The organism is Aureliella helgolandensis, from assembly GCF_007752135.1.
GTDB classification, from domain to species: Bacteria; Planctomycetota; Planctomycetia; order Pirellulales; family Pirellulaceae; genus Aureliella; species Aureliella helgolandensis.
Map to the genome: position 1 here is coordinate 1912194 of NZ_CP036298.1, position 17307 is coordinate 1929500.

General features: G+C 56.0%; 10 protein-coding genes. All 10 read right to left on the reverse strand.

Features of this window, described 5'->3' with window-relative positions; all coding sequences use genetic code 11:
• Positions 1-568: 568 nt before the first annotated feature.
• The 10 genes from Q31a_RS06765 to Q31a_RS06810 all read right to left on the reverse strand — a co-directional run bounded on the left by Q31a_RS06765 (position 569) and on the right by Q31a_RS06810 (position 16837).
• Positions 569-2014 carry a hypothetical protein gene (locus Q31a_RS06765; protein WP_145075836.1) on the reverse strand — a complete coding sequence of 482 codons (1446 nt, stop codon included), beginning with the start codon at positions 2012-2014 and terminating at the stop codon, positions 569-571.
• Between the two features lie 1234 nt (positions 2015-3248).
• The gene (locus Q31a_RS06770; protein WP_145075839.1) at positions 3249-4619 is read right to left on the reverse strand and encodes a DUF1552 domain-containing protein; all 1371 of its coding nucleotides are present in this window, start codon (positions 4617-4619) and stop codon (positions 3249-3251) included.
• 148 nt (positions 4620-4767) lie between these two features.
• The gene (locus tag Q31a_RS06775) at positions 4768-6036 is read right to left on the reverse strand and encodes a hypothetical protein (protein WP_145075842.1); all 1269 of its coding nucleotides are present in this window, start codon (positions 6034-6036) and stop codon (positions 4768-4770) included.
• A 46-nt stretch (positions 6037-6082) separates the two neighbouring features.
• Positions 6083-8608 (reverse strand): DUF1592 domain-containing protein, encoded by a 2526-nt coding sequence (locus tag Q31a_RS06780; protein WP_145075845.1) that lies wholly within the window; start codon positions 8606-8608, stop codon positions 6083-6085.
• A gap of 53 nt (positions 8609-8661) precedes the next feature.
• Positions 8662-9519 (reverse strand): hypothetical protein, encoded by an 858-nt coding sequence (locus tag Q31a_RS06785; RefSeq protein WP_145075847.1) that lies wholly within the window; start codon positions 9517-9519, stop codon positions 8662-8664.
• A gap of 258 nt (positions 9520-9777) precedes the next feature.
• Positions 9778-10263, reverse strand: a complete 486-nt coding sequence (locus Q31a_RS06790; RefSeq protein WP_145075850.1) for a carboxypeptidase-like regulatory domain-containing protein — start codon at positions 10261-10263, stop codon at positions 9778-9780.
• A gap of 124 nt (positions 10264-10387) precedes the next feature.
• A complete protein-coding gene (locus tag Q31a_RS06795; protein ID WP_145075853.1) occupies positions 10388-11458 on the reverse strand; it encodes a DUF1559 domain-containing protein in 1071 nt (356 codons plus the stop codon).
• 419 nt (positions 11459-11877) lie between these two features.
• Positions 11878-13116, reverse strand: coding sequence for an ISL3 family transposase (locus tag Q31a_RS06800; RefSeq protein ID WP_145075856.1), 1239 nt, complete (start codon positions 13114-13116; stop codon positions 11878-11880).
• Between the two features lie 447 nt (positions 13117-13563).
• Positions 13564-14991, reverse strand: coding sequence for a coniferyl aldehyde dehydrogenase (locus tag Q31a_RS06805; protein ID WP_145075859.1), 1428 nt, complete (start codon positions 14989-14991; stop codon positions 13564-13566).
• Positions 14992-15007: 16 nt separating this feature from the next.
• Complete coding sequence (locus tag Q31a_RS06810; protein WP_315851649.1) at positions 15008-16837, reverse strand: GMC family oxidoreductase; 1830 nt, start codon at positions 16835-16837, stop codon at positions 15008-15010.
• Positions 16838-17307 lie beyond the last annotated feature (470 nt).

The following is a 17307-nucleotide window of genomic DNA, read 5'->3' on the forward strand; positions in this document are numbered from 1 at the left end:
CTGTGTAGGTCTGATCGGCCGAAAGAAGTGTGTGCATGTAAGACCGAAACCGCTGATGAAGTCACTCTGATGACGTGATCTGACGCTTTTCGTCCCGCAGCCTTGCGTACCGAAACGTACTCCGGTCGACAACCGACAACCCCGGCATTAGATAATCCGACGTCGTTGCGCACTCATGACGAACCGTCATTCACTGAAAGCCCATGTCACGCCCTCCTGTGCGCGCTGGACAATTTATGCTTATATCCATTTGACTTCTGTCGAAAACGAAGTTTTTTTCGAACGATGCGATGCTTCTGTTTCTCCGTATTACGCGTATCGACGCAACTAAACCACGACAAAAGTTTCGAGAGCATGATGCATCCGACAGCACGAACCCAGTTTCTGAAATCGCATCGGTTGCCAATACTAGGGAAGTAGATAGCTATGTTCTACGAAACCTATTAGCGGATTGCTTACGGTGGTAATAGCTTGGTCGATAGGTTCCACCTGGACTTAATAGATCCAGTTGTTGCCAAAGTCAAACCAGTAGCCAAAGAGCACGCTTAATAACGGCCTGCGTAACAAACTATTTCAGCGTTGGCTGGTGGGGTTCGACGGTCACGGACAGCTTGGTGGTTTGTCCCGCAATGCGCTCAAAGCCAACTTCGCCTAAATTGTTGCCCTCGGCAGATGGAAACTGGAAGTCGGGGTGTTGCAAGACGGCCGAGTTACCGCCAATAGCATCAACTGGAATTCCGCGTAGAATGGCTACGCCGTTGACGACGGGTCGCTGGAGAAACGGCAAGTCCGTCTCGCGGCGAAATCTCGGTTTCCACTGCTGGGGCGGCAAGAGCTGGATGCTGACAAGGTCGACAGAGTTCATGGTTTGTCCTAAATGCGTCGAACCTCCTTTGAAGTATCGCATGTTGGGGAATGAGGAGACAGTGCCCGAGTCGAGCGGACTTCCATCCGGCTTTCGAATGGTAAGTTCGGCCGTCGCGGTAGGCTCCATCTTGACAGTCACCTCGAGCTCCAGTCCGTCGATATCAAACAGCTGTCCCATAACGAATGGTCCGGCGTCAGGGAGCGTCGTCTCCGACACAAAGTCATCACAGACGGCGATGATTTGAATTTGCCCGGAGCGCGGAATCGATGGCAGCACAAACGTCCCGTCGGGGGCGATTGTCGTCCACTCATGCCAGACCAATGACGGCGACTTTTCGCCCCACGCGTCGCCGACGGGCTTGGGTGCGGTGGTGGTAATGATCTTTCCGTTGAGCACCGGTCTCGGCACATTTTCTGATATCCGACCACGGACAATGATTCCGGGGGAAAGCTGCACGCCTCGCAGTTTTACGGCCTGACTGGGGCGGACGCTGAGCGGAAGCAATCCGCTGAATTGGGTCGGGCCATTTTCCTGCGGTGCCACCAACATCGTCTGCCAAATCCCATCATTGACGGCGCTCGTCCGTCGCCCGCCATCTCCTGTAGCGGCCCAAAACTCGGGAGCATACGGACCGGCCATCACGACGCCGAAATCGGTCACAGCCCCGCCGTCGTCGTCCACGGCCCAAAACTGCAATTCACAGCCTTTTTTCAGTTGCACTTCCGCTTCAGCAGCTGGCTTATCCAAGTCTGGGCCAAGCTCAAAGTCGACGACTTCCTGCACGTAGTCGCTGTGCCGAACCACGAATGTGACGAGCTTGGTAGTCAACGAAACGGTTCCGATTTGGAGTCTCGCCGGATAGCGAATGGCCGCTACGCCGGCTGCATCGCTAAAGTAGTCCTTAGTCGGCCCTAAAAGCTTCTCATCCCAGAAGCCGTGCCCCTGGATTTCGACAGTCCGCATGGCATACGGCCTGACGGCGGCACCCATCACCGGTTCCCCGTCGGCCCCCCGCAGGATGACTCGAATTTCGGTCATCGAATCGGCAGGACTGATTGTTTCGGAATCGTCGCCGCGGGCTACGCCAACGAAAGTCAGCAGCAATACAAACGCAAGGCGAATAGGTCGAAAGACTTGCATGAGCATTGAAAGTCGCTTTGTATTGTGCCCCAGACTTGGTTGGCTCAGTTGCCAGATAAGTGGAACATTCTAGCTCATTGCCGTCCCATGTCAAAAATTGTGACCAAGGTTGAACCAACAGTGGTGATTCAGAAACCGATACTCAGGATTTCCTCGGTCACGGCCTCCTTAGGCACTTCGCGGCAACACAATTCGTTACGTTGGAAACGGCGGAATAGTCGTCAAATTCGGCGAGGACACTAACGTCTTGAGTTTTCATTTCGATCCTCTCGTGCATTTCAGCTTTGCTAAGAATGGCAAGACATATCGAGAATACCCTAGGTTCGTGTGATTATCTCAGTCGATACAATTGGAAGAATGGCAACGCGACTTGGTTCCATCAGAATTGCTAGGCAAAAGTGTCTTACGAAGGATCTGTGTGACAAACTGCAAAAAGAGATTAATCGCGACTCTGTTTAGCGACCACTAGATTTGCCGGACGCATTGCCTCAACAGAAAGATACCGAATTCGCCCCCTATGACCTTCTAACAAAGGCAACGCTTAGCGATTTCCCAATCCCCTAATTACTCAGAAGAGTGTCCTATTTCGGAATCTTCATTGATTGAGGCAACACGTCCGGCAAATCTAGTGGTCGCTATTTACTCGCCTCTTGCCATAGACGCGAGACGCTCAAGCGGCTTACGCCTGGCGACTTCGGCTTCACCACAGACATTTGTCGAGTGCTGACCCCAGACATCAACGCTTGAATTGGAATGCCCCCGTTTGCTGTACCAAGGGTTATGAAAGGTTTGTTTAGGAAACAAGTAACGGTTCAGGTTGTTCGCTGTGCTGAGCGGGGTGTCACGCAGGTCCGCTGGAGCGCCCTGGTACCGGATGACACCGCAGGGAAGCATAGCGAAAGGGGGAGCATGGCGAAGGGTTGCGGGTCGTTTCGGTAAAATTTTCCGGTCCCCTGCACGCGGATACTCCCGCGCCGGTTGGCATGATCCACGAAGACGAGTTCGCCCCGATAGGAATTCGCCTTTTCCAGCGGGTGGAATTTCTCCGGCTCGGGGCGGAACGGCTCGTCTGTACTTGCGTTGGATACGATCAGGGAGAGGCCCAGGCAAATCGCCACAAGCCATTACGCAGACAACAAACACCCTTTATTGTGTTCGTCCTCAAACAAAATACTCTTACCAGAATTCAATGCCGCGGTGGCTCACTTCGGCAGGCGTTCAGTTCGCGTGATGCCACTTCTTATACCTCGATCAAGCTGTTGCTGTCGCCGAACGAATTCGTTTCCACTCCCATGCGTTGGGCCATCATGAGCAGCAGATTGCTCATGTGGGCGTCCGTGTTCACCGGGCGGCTGCACGTCTGGTAATGCGCGGTGGTGAGGGTACCGTCCGGTCCGAGCGAGTAGCCTTGGAAGCCGGGGGCCTCTTTATTGAAGTCGAGGTGACTGCCGTGCTTCAGCCCGAGGTCCTCGCCGCCGGCGAGGACCAACGGAAGGTTGGCGTTGCCATGGCTGTGACCGTAGGACATTCCGCTGCCGAACAGTGCCATCGTCGAACCCAGGAGCGGCTGGCCGTTGAGGTCCTTCGTCTCGGCGAGCCGGGTGAGGAAGTAGCTGAACTGCTCGATGGCGAAGGTATCGTAGTTGGTGAGTTTTTCCATGTAGCCCGGGTCGCCGCCGTGGTGGCTGAGCTGATGGCGTGACTCGGTAATGCCAATTTCAGGAATGGCAATGGCCTGGCCCTCGCCGCCGAGGCTGAACGTGGCCACGCGTGTCACATCCGTCTGGAAGGCAAGCACCATCAGGTCATAGACCGTGCGGAAATAGTCGCCCGCCTGGGTTTCGGCGATGTCGCGGTTGGTCCGCTGACGGTCAGCGTCGGATACGGCGGGCAGCGGTGTATCGAGCCACGCATCGGCCCGTCGCGTGCGGATCTCCGCCTCACGCACGGACGTGAGGTATTGTTCCATGCGTCCTTTGTCCGCAGCGCCCATCTTATGCTCGAGCCGGCGCACTTCGGCCAGGTTGTCATCCAGCACGCTGGCTTTGCGGCGCAAGGCTCGCCGCTGGGTTGCGATGCCACCTTTCGGTTCTGCGAACAGCGATGCGAAGATCTCGCTGCAGCGGCGCATCGCGGGGAGCTTGACCCCGTCTGCCGTCCAGGCGAGTGACTCCTGCGTGATGGCGACCTCCATCGAAGAGATTCGCGTGTGCTGCGCGGTGACTTCGGCCATCTTCTGGTCCACGGAGATAGTATTGCGGTCCGAAGGGCCGAGCTTGCCGCCGGTCAGCCAAAGATTAATACAGTTGTGGTGATGCCCGAGAGCACCCGGGTGATGCAGACCGCTGATGGGCGTGATGACTTGGCGGTGCTTCTCCAGAGGCTTCAGCGACCTCGAAAACTGGTAGTCCTTGCCTGACGCGGTGATCTGGTAGTTCAGCGAATGGACGCCGTTCGCCAGGTAGACGAAGGCGCTGCGACGCGGCGTTTCACTCGCCTCTGCAGCCCGGAGTGGGACCATGCATTCCAGCATGGGCAAGGAAATGCAGGTGCCCATTGCTCGCAGGGCGTGGCGGCGGTTGATCAACCAGGACTGGGAGAGGAAGTTCATGGGGAAGCCTTTAGGGGGTAGGGGCAGCTCTGAGCTTTTGAAGGAAGGTGTTGAGCGTGCGTTTGATTTCAATATGTGCGGTGTTCGTTATTTCATAAGTTTCGCGAGGCACATACTACACGTCACATGCCAGGATGAGTTGGTAGCCTCAGTATTTCGGGAAGATGTCGGGAGTCGGGAAGCGGTCTTCGGCGTTGGTTTGGAAGAGGTATTCCTCCCGAGGCAATTGCATCAGGGGCCAGCTCTCAGGCCGGATGCGGACGACTCGCCCGGGGCGGATGCCTTCGATGATGAGTTCGGTCTCAAATCGGATTTGGACGCCGCTGCTACCGAGAGGGATATCTCCAGTTGCCGTGATGACATCGACGATGGTGCCACGGGCGGCCATTTGGCCGGGACCGTAGTGACCGCCCGTGTGCTTCAAGGTATTCTCGGCTCCATTGATTTGTGCCCCGCTGCCTTTCTGGAAGTCGGCGTAGAGGGAGGGGGCCATACCGCCGAACAGGGTCGCAGTCGCAGTGGCGTGGCCGAACTTGCCATACTCGACGGTATCGACCCATGCCGGCATCCAGCGGCTCCGAATGAAGCATTTATGCGTCTCGGTCTGAAGTTGGGCGGCGTGCTGGATGGCGGCGTCGTCCAGCCAAATGTCCGAGATATGAAATTGGGTGAAAGCGCCATTCAAACCATCGCCTGGTGCAGGCCGCCAGGTGATCCCGAGTTGGACGGGCTGCCCATCGAGGGATTTCTTCCCGACGGCGGGCCACGCACCTTCGGCGATCAGGTCCGCGATTACGATACGCTCGCGGCCGCGCCAGAGGCGGGTGGCGGCATCGAAGGTCAGTTTTTCCTCGCTGGACTTGTCGTCTGCGTCTGTCTTCGCTTCGCGACTGGCGACGATCACCCCCTGGTTGTTCTTCAGGGTCACTTCTTTGAGCTTCCAGACCAATCCCTCGCGCTGGCAGTGGCTGGGCTCGTCTTCCAGGAGGAGGACGTGATTCTCGGCAGGTGCGATGCCGGTGCCACGATAATGGCCGGCGTCCACGTCCTTGTTGTTGACCGGCAGCACCGGCACGGCGGAAATCTTCGGGTCGGGTGGGAGGAAAGCCCGGACGTGCAGCATGGTGCCAAGCGGGATGTCGCGCAGATCCGCCGGTGCGCCGTGATACCAGATGACGCCGTAGGGAAGCATGGCAAAGGGATGTGGATCGTTTCGGTAAAATTTACCCGTCCTCGCAACGCGGAGGCTACCGCGACGGTTGGCATGGTCCACGAACACAAGTTCGCCCCGGTAGGAGTGTGCCTTTTCAATGGGAGGGAACTTCCCCGCTTCAGGACGGAATGGTTCGTCTGCCAGCGCTGAAGAAGTTACGCTCAACGTGATAACGAGGCAGAGTATAAAACTATATTTTGACATTGGTATTTTCTGAATGTTCATCATGGGTAGCAATTTCTTTTTTGCTTCATCTCTTCCTCACCAAATCAGACAGCGCCACCGCTCGCACGATGTCTCTAACGCCATACTGGTTTTTTTTCGCTTCTTCGAAGATCGACTGGATATCATCCGAGTCATCCACCGTGAGCACGCGGCGAAGAGCATAGGTGCTCAGGTGTTCGATAAAAGCACGTGAGAACTTGTCGCGGTCCTTGACCAGCAATTGTTTGAAATGACTGACATCGCCGAACTCACGACCAGCGGGCAGGACGCCCGACGCATCGACCAGCGGATCTTCCCCTTTACCACCTTCAACTCGTTCGCGTGTGCGCCATTCACCTATGGCATTATATTGTTCGAATGCAAAGCCAAGAGGATCGATGTTTCTATGACAGGCCGCACAGCTGGTGTTCTGCGCGTGAGCGGCTAATCTTTGGCGGATCGTGATTTTGTCCCCTTCTGGTGGAATCGGTTCGATCGGCTCCACGTTCGCCGGAGGTGCGGGAGGTGTTTTGTTGAAGATCGTTTCACTCACCCACACGCCGCGGTGCACCGGGCGGTGCCGCGTGCCGTCCGAAGTCAGCCCGAGCACTGCGCCCATTGTAAGCAGGCCACCGCGATGCGCCGCGGGCTTGAGCGACACGCGCTGGAAACCGCCTGTCGTCGGCTCCGGCAATCCGTAGAAATCGCAGAGCCGAGCGTTGGCTATGGTCCAGTCGGAATCGAGGAAACCGTCGATCGGTAGGTTCTTAACCAGCATCTCGCGGAAAAATTCCACCGGCTCAGTCCGCATGCTCGTTTCCAGCCACTCGTCGTATCTGGGGTAAAGCTTCTTGTCGGGCGGGAACATGCCTACGCGGTGCAGTTGCAGCCATTGCCGCGAGAAATCGTCGATGAAGGCGTTGATCCTACTGTCTACCAACATTCGGTCCACCTCCTTCTCGAGACCCTCACCGTTCAGGTTGCCGCCTTTGGCTGTAGCGAAGAGGCGGTCGTCGGGCATTGAGCTCCACAGAAAATACGAGAGTCGCGAGGCGAGTTCCCAGTCTGTGAGATGCTCGCGGACATCGGGCTCGCCCTCAACAATGTAGATGAAGTTTCGTGAGGTCAGCACGTTCAGCATCGCCAACCGATAGGCATCAGCCGTCTTTTCGCCAGCCTCGCATTCGACGCGGAAAGATTCCAGATAATCTGTCAGCTCCTCCGTTTTCACCGGCCGTCGCCAGGCCCGCTCGGCGAAGCGTTGCAAATGCTCCGCAACCACTTCGGGTGTGGCGTTATCGGGAGGCACCAAGCCATTGCGACGCGACTTCTCTGCGGCCGTCAGCAGCGGACCTTCCCATTCGACCCAATCAAGGAGCACCGTGGAAAAGATGCCGTTCCCTTTGTCATCGAACATCTGTGGCGCATTCGGATTCAGCAGCAATGTCTCGCTGCTGTGTGTGAAAATGTATCCGCGTCCACTGCCGAGCACATTGCGGAAGGCGCCCCCGGACCGTCCATCCACCAAATCAGTGGCCACGACGCAGAAATGCAGCGTCGCAGGCATCTCCAGCAACAGCTCGGCTTCATAAACCTGCGGGCTGTCCTCCGGTGCCGTGATGTCGAACTCGATGAGTCCATCGACCGTTTCTGGGCCTGTTCGCGTGCCGATGCTCAAATGTGCCGACTGACCACCTGGCGGACGACTGCCGCTGGCCTTGAAGCGTAACTTGTAGAGCCCGCTGTGCTCTGGTCCCGTTTTGCCGAGCCAATTGCCCGAGAGCGCGCCCTGCACCGTGCCGGGGAAAATCAGTTTACGCAACGACCGCTCGATGCCGAAGTGGTCCAGCACCTCCTGTTGCCTCTTGCCACCGCCGTAATAAAGCTCCGCCGCCGTCTTGCGGACCTTGCGGGCCTCGACTGTGGCCGTTGTCGGAAAAGCGCGAGCCAGCACCGTCTCCGCGGCGCTGTAATAGCGATCCACATGCGATGGCGAAAGCGACAGCTCGGATCCGATGCGCTCGAAACCGTGCCACAGCGTGTCTTCGTTCAGCTCTCCCGGCTTGGCAGGATCGTAACGCACACCGAGCAGATCATAGACCGTGTTCTGATACTCTTTCCGACTCAGCCGATAATGCGCCACCGCCGGCCGCGCCGCCATCCGTGCCGCCCGGCCTTCTTTGAGCAGGGCATCGAGCTGCGTTACGATCGCTGCGATTTCTTCCTGCGTCGGTCGCGGCTCACCTTCTGGCGGCATCTCTCCGGAATTGATCCGTTCGATTACTTCTGCCCAGTTATGTGTGTCCAAATCCGACCTGAAATCGCGCGAGAGCCGATCGATTCGCAGTTCACTTGTCTCCTGCTCGGCGCTATGACAACTGATGCAATGCTTCGTAAGGAACGCTTCCAACGGTTCCTCTGCGCGGAGGGCACTTGGCACGCCCATGCTGGCGACGAGGAGCAGGCATGAGCGAGTAAAACACTGTAGGTGTAGCGTGGCAATTGTTAACTGATAGTGCGGCAGAAAACGGCGGGCTGGGATAAAGGGACGGGGGCACTTAAGCAATAACATTTTCTTCCCAAAGTATGTGGGCCGTGGATTGGAAGCAAATAAATGGCGTTGGCTCAGTCCACCCACAAACGCACGAGACCAACAGGATGGAAGGCATCGCCGCCAGCTTTAAGATCAAGGGTTACCTTAGTTTGGCGGCCATTCTTGCCGATCATGTTGACTTTGGCGGAAACCGGAGCTGAGGTGGGCTTGCGATCTTCTCCTGCGGGCGCAATGCGAACTATACCGCCGCGTTTGAGGAGTTTGATCTGCGCATCGCCTTCGTTGAAGAGTGTCAGGACTACTTGGGAGGCGCTGGCTTCGTCAATGTAACCGGGTGCGCCTTCTTCAAGGATGCGTTGGGCGTGGACGGTCTTCTGCTCAGTCTGGAATTTGAGTAGGCTTTCTTCGTCGAGGAAGACTTCCCAGGGCACCCTATGTTTCCCGCTGCCGGTGCCGTGCGTTTGGGTTCGCAGTTTATCGCCAACTTTGATGTTGCTGAACTTCGCAGGTTGTCCGTTCTTCCAGTAGCGCGTGTCCTTGTCGGTCTCGATGACGACGCCCTTTTCACGCACGAAGGTCATGTCGCCCTTGGCCCACGTCGTGGTGATCTTTCCGGCTGCAGCATCGACTTGATCCACGAAGAAGTATTCGCCGTGGCCGTTCATCATGTTCATCTCGTCCTGGATGTAGGTAAGCCACACCCACTCTTCTTGCTCGTTTACATGCAGTCGGAAGATCGCGCGCTCACCGACTCTGAAATCTTGCAAGTCGCCAAGTGTGGCATGATGCAGCAATTCGGCATAAGGCATCACCGTGAAACTCATCACCTCGTCCGTGCTCTCGTTGCGAAACTTGCCCGTCCGAGTGGCGAAATCGATGCTGATAAGTTCCCCCCATATGCGGCGCATTTTCTCGATGGGGATGATCACCCTCCCAGGGGTGATCGCAGGGATGGGCTTCGCGGGCGGTTCGTCAGCAGCGATGCCAATGTGGCAAAGTACGGAGCTGGCAGCGAAAGGCAGGGTGAGAACGACAAGGAGGATAAGATAGGGTTTTATGGTGCAGGATCTCATGGGGCTTGAAAACCTATTGGCGTCAATAGTCTGTTCTTCGCCGAAAATTTGGTTTTGAATAACCGCTTCGTCAGCTGTGAACTTGCGCAGAAAAAACAGGTGTCTGACTGGTGGTCATTCCAGGTCAAACTTGAAATCGCCCTTGCCGGAGTCTGGCAAGTCGCAATTGAACGGGGAAGTTTCGGCTGACTTGTATTTAGCCGGCAACAAATTTACTGGTTCTCTCCCTGGCGGCGGCGCTTGGTTCATCATTTCCCTTTCGATCTTTCGCATGTCATCCGCGCTCATCTCCGCGGTAGTCTTTGGCACCGTAGATTCCTGAGTCTTGGTGACCGTGACTTTATAGCGGCCGGGCATGGCCCCATCGCCGGCTGCGAGGGTGGTGGCATGAAATCTACCGGATGCATCGCTGACCCCCGAGGCCGCGCGCTGGCCGGCCTGGGGAACGAAGGTCACAGTAGCCCCTGCGAGCGGTTCGCCTTTGTAGGTTACTTGGCCACCGGCTTCTACCGTGCCAAGCGCATTGCCACCACACCCGCTACTGAATCCAATTAAGAGCAATCCTACGCTTGCTGGCCACCACCCTATTCTTGCACTCATCCCTTAACACTCCCCGTCTTTCGCTGTCTCAACGTTCACCGAGCCCAGTCCGAACGTCGGACTGCAGCGGAACATTTTTTCCAGTGTCTTGATGTAGCTTTCGGCTGCACATGCAGCCAAACACTTAGTCTTGCAAAGACGATACCTCGCCGCCGCCTTTAGAGCCCAATGCGCCCCAGACGCCGTATGGACTCATTCCGGTACCTGGGTGCGTGAGACTTAAGTTGCCAGTATCGATCGACTGACTCATGAATCGTACCGAGCCATCTGCCAAAGCAAGATTTACGCCGCCGGTATGGTAGCTCTGTGTGGAATAGAATCCGGTTTGGCCGCGCCAATTGGCGCAGGACGGTCCATTTGGAGGGAGAATTGTATTGAAACCCAGATTAGCCATGAGGCCTTGACACCATCCCTGGCCTCGCCAACCTTGCTCGCCAGTAGGAGGGTTGTACCGCCCGTCGGGGCCAGCAAATGCCATGCAGTTCGTCGGCGGCGTGGTATTATTCATCGTCACACCGGACTTGATACCGCCTTTTATTAGGTTTGCCTGACTAAACGTAACGATCTCGCCCAAGAGCACTGTATTGCTAGTGCCGTCGGTGATCCCGGCTATCTTCGTGCCATTTTCTCGCCCAAAAATCCCTCGAGGTTGTGCGGGCGGTGACTGCTCAACGCTGTTGGCATCATCGCCTCCGCAGAATGCATAGTTCGTTTTCCCATACTCGAGGTTCCACATCGAAGGTGAACGTTGTCCGCTGGCAGGGTCGCTGGGGCAGAGCAAACTTGCCATCCTCGACGTGTAGGGACAAGCGCGGTCCGCCGCCGCTGACGGCCCGTAGGTTGGTTTCCAACCTCCTGCCGGCCATGCCCCTCCTTCGTATACCCCGGGAGTCCAAATCAAATTGTAAACATTACCTTGCTCAAAAAAACCAAGGATTCCGGTAAATCCTCCGCGTGTGTCATCACCCGGCAGCCACCTTGGGTAAGCCCTGGGCGCAAAAGTCTTGTACGTGTCGTGATAGTTGTGCAGTGACAATGCGGCTTGCTTTAAGTTGTTCGAGCACTGCATTCTGCGGGCCGCCTCGCGAGCCGCTTGCACTGCAGGCAATAGCAAACCTACCAATATCCCAATTATCGCAATTACCACCAATAATTCGACGAGCGTGAAACCACTTGTTGACCGTCTTATCACCATCTTCAGCTCCCAATAAAAAACAACTGAATACCTCAACCTAGGAAGTTTAAAAACGCCTATGTGTTATCTCCTCCTGCTCGAACGATTTAACGATCGTTTTTCGAATAATTACGCAACCCCTCCCGTTAACGAGGGCTTAGCGGTGCCTGGGGTGACGCAAGCGTCAATGGGATTCCAGGCTCTGTTGGCCTCGTGTCGCTGTAGTAGAGACGGATTGGCTAGCATGTAGCCCGCTCGCCCTTGCCGAGAAGTTGGAGATTGGAGTAGCGGCAGTCAAGATTTCGGGAAGATGGCCGGAGTCGGGAAGTGGCCTTCGGCGTTGGTTGCTGAAGAGGAATTGCTTCCGAGGCAATTGCATCATCGGACGTCGCTTTACGGTTCGAACTTTCCTTCACGCTGAGGTCTATTAATTCGCCTCGTCAACAGAATTGGTGGGCGAGTTCGTGCTCGGGGAGCTTGGCTAGCTCATGATATAAAACGGTTTTATAGACTTTAGTTGTTTTGAATCCATAGGATTTTCTGAGTGCGACTTTGGCTTTAGTGTTCATGCCTTCGACACTGCTGTTGGATAGCTCACCTTTGGCGGCGAACCAGTTCAGCAACAAGCCTCGGTGGCGACGTAGTGTGCCAGCCATTTCCTTCATCGGCGCAAGCTGACTACGCATTGCACGTGTACACCAAGCATCGAGGAATCTGCCAGCCCAGTAGTCGCTGCGGTAGTTCCAGAACCGCTGAAAATCTTCTTTCATCAAGTAGGCTCGCATCGTCCGCAGATTGTATTTCAGGAGTTCCCGGAGTGTAGTCGTCTGCTTGGCAGTGCGATTCTCAGGACGCTTGAGCAAGCACCAACGACTGTGCTTCAAAATCGGTTGGTAGCCATCTTGTTGCAACTGACGAGTCTCCTCGGCACGCACTTTATCGACCTTCTTGTTCATCGTCGCCATCACGTGGTAGCGGTGCAGAATATTCAGCGCCTGGGGCGCTCGCTTGGCGATCACGTTCAAGTAGGGCTTCCACATGTCGCTGCACACAAACTGCAGCCCGTGTATGCTTCCTTGGAATAACTCAAAGAATTGATCCAGCGTCTTCTCCTCACGGTTCTCTCCAACCCATAATAGGCGGCGCATACCTGCATCGATTTGGTACACCAATGTCAAGTAACGATGACCTCGCCGCGAAGCGATTTCATCAACGCCAATTGCAGTAAACTGGGGCTTTTCTCGATGAATGAGCCCCCAGCTCACAGCATGGTGGACGCTGCGGTAAACTCGGTTCCAACTCGTACCAAAAATCCGCGCCGTCTCGCTCCAAGACAGACGCCGAGCCCAAGTGCTCAAAAACCACTTGTAAGCGGTCGTCATCCGTTCCTTGCCGCTGGACCACTCCAAATACTCGGTCTTCACACCACAGTCCGGGCAATCAACCCGCCGCATCGCGTACACGAAAAATACAGCCATCCCCAGGATAGGAACAAACTCAAATTCTCTCGGTGATCGCGTATTGTAGATCGGCCCAAGCCTGCGGCACTTACCGCACCGTGGACGACTGTTTTTACGGGGTTTGACTTCAACCAGCAAACGATCTTGCGAAAAAGTTGCCTTGCCGCACACAAACCGCTTGAGTCGATAGCGATGATTTAGGATAGTCTTTAGCTGCATCTGGTGTGGGGGATTAGGTTGTTGGAGTTGATTTAAGCACCAAAACCAATACCTGATTTCTCCACCAGATGCACCTTTCATTAATACAATTCGATCGACTTAGCCCCTTCCGCGGAGCCCGAGCGAAGGGCAAACCAACAGGCTCACCCACTCATTTCGTGGGACAGCCGAATAATTGGAGCACCTGAACGATACTTCGATTTTTTGACGCCCAGGACGGCCTCGGTCACGCCCTCCTGTGCGCGCTGGCCAAATCATGATTGTCATCCAAGTGCCTGCGAAATGCACGAACCACCCCGGGGCTTCATTGTTGGACTTCGACCTAAGTCGGTTTGTCCAACGGAAGTAGTTTTTGGGTTGATCGCGAAATCGGCACCGTTGCGGGCTTAAGCTGTACCGGTGACGAAAAAGAGCCTCGTCAACTGAGATTCAATGTCGCATCAAGGATCACCGCATGGCCAGCCGAAGGAGCAAGTGAATCATTGTTTTCTTGCTGCGGTCAAAAGGGGCTTTGAACAGCGAGGTGCTAGCGACCGCCCGCTGCACCATCACACCACGTTTCTTGGAAAACGTGACGAACCCGTCATGGCCGTGGTACTGCCCCATGCCGCTGGCCCCCACGCCGCCGAAGGGTAAATGGTGCTGGCCCAAATGAAACATGCAGTCGTTCACCGTGACGCCGCCTGAGAACGTGTGGTCGAGCAAATGCTTCACGCGGCTTCTATTTTGATCGAAATAGTACAGGGCGAGTGGCTTGGGATGGTCGTTGACATAGGCAATCGCGTGATCGATCGTTTTGTAAGTCAGCACCGGCAGCATGGGCCCAAAAATCTCTTCTTGCATCACCAGCATTTCGTCAGTGGCGGAAAAGATCAGGGTTGGCGGAAAGACTTTGTTTTCGGGCGTTCCTCTTTCCTGGGCCGACGCGAGCACCACCAACCGTCCGCCCTTGGCACGCGCATCGTCCGCGTAAGACTTCAAACGCCGATAACGGTCGCGACTGACGATCCGAGTGTAATCGGGATTGTCGACTAATCGTGGATAGAGTTTGGCCACATCTCGACGGACTTGGTCCTCCAGTGCAGCCTCTTGTCCCTCTCGTATAAACAGGTAATCCGGAGCGACGCACGTTTGACCTGCGTTGTAAAGTTTTCCCGTCATCAGTCGGGGCACCGCTCGCGACAGTGGATAACTTTCGTGAAGGATCGCCGGCGACTTGCCACCGAGTTCCAAAGTCACCGGCGTCAAATTCTCGGCGGCGGCTCGCATGATGATCTTTCCGACTCGAGTCGAGCCAGTGAAAAACAGGTGGTCAAAAGGCAGACTCGAAAATCGTGCCGACATCTTGGTGTCACCGGTCACGCACGTGACGTATTCGGGAGCAAACGTTTCGGCGATGATCTGTCGGATCAATTCGGCCGAACGTGGAGTGACTTCAGAGGGTTTGATCATGACATGATTGCCCGCGGCCATCGCTTCGACGACCGGTCCGAGCGAAAGCAGGAGTTGATAATTCCACGCCCCCATGACGCCCACGACTCCGAGCGGCTGGTACTGAACAAAGGCACGGCTGGGCATCAAATACCAACTGCTGCGAACCCGCTTCTGACGCATCCAGCCTTTCAGATGACTTCGCGTGTGGCGGATTTGTTCGTAAAGCGGAAACATTTCCAATGCCAAGGTCTCTTCCGGAGATCGGCCACCGAAGTCTTCCGAGATTGCCCGCACCAGTTCGTTCTGTCGCTGGCGTAGCACTCGCCTCAATTCGGCCAAGGCCCACAGTCGCTTGCGATAATCGGGAACCTGGCGCCTGAATTCTGCTTGCTGGGCTAGCAGCAAGCGTTGCAGTTGGCACATCGATTTCGGATCGTTCATGTTTTAAAGCCCGTGTTTACACTGTCTCGGAAGACTTTCCGTCAGCGGGCGTTGCCAAGGAATCTCCAGCGGTTGGCAATCGCAGGGCCGCCGGCGCGCCCGCTGGCACGATGGGGTTCCTCGGATAGATCGCTGGCAATCGTCGGTAAGCTTCGTTCATGGCCGGTCGTGGATCTTCGTCGCCCAAGTTGGGCCACAATGACATCGCCCGCTCGGCCTGGGCCGTGATGGTCAACGAGGGGTTCACGCCAAGGTTGGCAGATACCGCCGCACCGTCGACCACGTGCAGACCGGGATAGCCGTAAACTCGTAAATAAGGATCGATCACTCCGCGTTGGATCGAATCGCCAATCGCGGCACCGCCGAGAAAGTGCGCAGTGATCGGAATATTGAAAACGTCGTTCCATCCTCCATACGCGACGCCGCCGATGCGTTTGGCGATTCGCCGCACCACTTCATGCCCGATCGGGATCCACGTCGGGTTCGAAAGACCAGTGCCTTGCTTGCTCGTAAAGCGTCGCCCGAACCAACCGCGTTTTGTATAGCAGGTGATGGAGTTGTCATGGGTTTGCATTACCAAAGCGATCATCGTCTGTTGCGACCATTTTTTCAAACTCAAGTTGCGCAACACTCTGGCCGGGTGTCGCAGCAGCTCAAACAACCAATTTGCCAGCGGCCATCGCGCACCTCCTTTGGCAAGCGCCGTCGTCAGCAGACCCATGGCATTGCTCCCCTTACCATATCGTACCGGCTCGACATGCGTTTGCGGATCAGGATGAAATGAAGACGAGATCGCGACGCCGCGGGAAAAGTCTTGATCGGTGTCAAAGCTGCGTGCGCCCAAGATCGCCTCGGAATTGGTCCGCGTCAGTAAGCCCAACCGCAATGATAGATCGGGCAGGTGACCTTCGTCACGCATTCGATGCAACAACTTTTGTGTGCCCATCGTTCCGGCAGCCAATACGACTTGAGGGGCGATAAAAGTGCGACGTTTGGGCTTGCCCAAGCATCCCAACAGCCCGTCACTTGGCACGGTGTCGATGGCGTAACGACCATCGTCCAGCGGCCGAATTGTGGTGACGGTGGTCAACGGGTAAACCATGGCCCCGCCGAGTTCTGCCAAGAACAGGTAATTTTTCAGCAGCGTGTTTTTCGCGTTGTGTCGGCAACCCGTCAGGCATTCTCCGCATTCGGTGCAACCGCTTCGGGGCGGACCGATGCCGCCGAAAAAAGGATCTTCAGTCTCCACCCCAGGCTTGCCAAAAAATACGCCCACTGGTGTCGGTCGAAAGCTGTCCTCCACTCCCATCTCTTTGGCCACAGCGCGTATGACCTGATCCGCAGGCGACGTGCTTGGTGCCGATACGACTCCCAGCATACGACTGGCCAGATCATAAAATGGCGCCAACTCGGTTTGCCAATCGGTGATATCGGCCCATTGGGGATCGGCGAAGAACGCCGGAGGAGGAACGTAGAGTGTATTTCCATAAACCAACGATCCGCCGCCCACACCGGCGCCGGAAAGGATCATGACGTTCTTAAGCAGCGAGATGCGTTGGATGCCGAAGCATCGCAGCAACGGAGCCCATAAAAACGCGCGTAAGTCCCAAGAAGTTGTTGGCAAACTCTGCTCATCGAATCGGCGACCTGCCTCGAGTATTGCCACGCGGTATCCTTTCTCGGTCAAACGGAGCGCCGCGGTGCTGCCCCCAAACCCGCTGCCGATGACGACAACGTCAACCACCTCGTCGCCGTTGCTCTGCCCAACCATGGCTTTGCGAGGGGCCTCGGGGGCGCTCGGTCCCATGTCGGCGTCATCAGCCGACGTGTGTGATGTTGATTCCATGGAAGTTCTTTATCAGTCGTCAGCTCATCGTGGTTTGTCTCTAAAGTAACACTATCTGCCGCTCAGGGGGTGAAACTTGGGGGTAGAACAAATTTTTCGAGGGTGCTTTTTGGGCATGTTGCGGCAACATTGGTTTCAGTGATTATGCTCAACCCTATGCGATGGAAGTCCAAAGATGGCCCGAATGGCTCGTGCTATAGCGCTCGATCCGGCTGCGCTCAACGTCCTTCACGCCTTTTCTGGCGTGTTCAGACGTTGTCTCCTCCTAGGCGATGAGCTGAAGAAGCGTTGGCTTCTTGGATGACGAAGACACGTCCAAACCGTATGTGCTCTGGCTTGCTGGTGTTGAACAAAGCGACTGCTGGCGATCGGGCAAAGGCGGTGTCGTAGCTGTAGCAAGCCAGAGCTGCAACCGACGAAGAACGTACCGAGCCGCCGATCCCGCCGTGGAATCGCCGCGCGACACTCAG

What these genes read in the sequence shown, in the direction of transcription:
- Q31a_RS06780 (WP_145075845.1), bottom strand. Translation starts at nt 8,608, where the DNA reads ATGTTATTGCTTAAGTGCCCCCGTCCCTTTATCCCAGCCCGCCGTTTT.
- Q31a_RS06765 (WP_145075836.1), bottom strand. Translation starts at nt 2,014, where the DNA reads ATGCTCATGCAAGTCTTTCGACCTATTCGCCTTGCGTTTGTATTGCTG.
- Q31a_RS06775 (WP_145075842.1), bottom strand. Translation starts at nt 6,036, where the DNA reads ATGTCAAAATATAGTTTTATACTCTGCCTCGTTATCACGTTGAGCGTA.
- Q31a_RS06805 (WP_145075859.1), bottom strand. Translation starts at nt 14,991, where the DNA reads ATGAACGATCCGAAATCGATGTGCCAACTGCAACGCTTGCTGCTAGCC.
- Q31a_RS06795 (WP_145075853.1), bottom strand. Translation starts at nt 11,458, where the DNA reads ATGGTGATAAGACGGTCAACAAGTGGTTTCACGCTCGTCGAATTATTG.
- Q31a_RS06770 (WP_145075839.1), bottom strand. Translation starts at nt 4,619, where the DNA reads ATGAACTTCCTCTCCCAGTCCTGGTTGATCAACCGCCGCCACGCCCTG.
- Q31a_RS06800 (WP_145075856.1), bottom strand. Translation starts at nt 13,116, where the DNA reads ATGCAGCTAAAGACTATCCTAAATCATCGCTATCGACTCAAGCGGTTT.
- Q31a_RS06810 (WP_315851649.1), bottom strand. Translation starts at nt 16,837, where the DNA reads ATGGAATCAACATCACACACGTCGGCTGATGACGCCGACATGGGACCG.
- Q31a_RS06790 (WP_145075850.1), bottom strand. Translation starts at nt 10,263, where the DNA reads ATGAGTGCAAGAATAGGGTGGTGGCCAGCAAGCGTAGGATTGCTCTTA.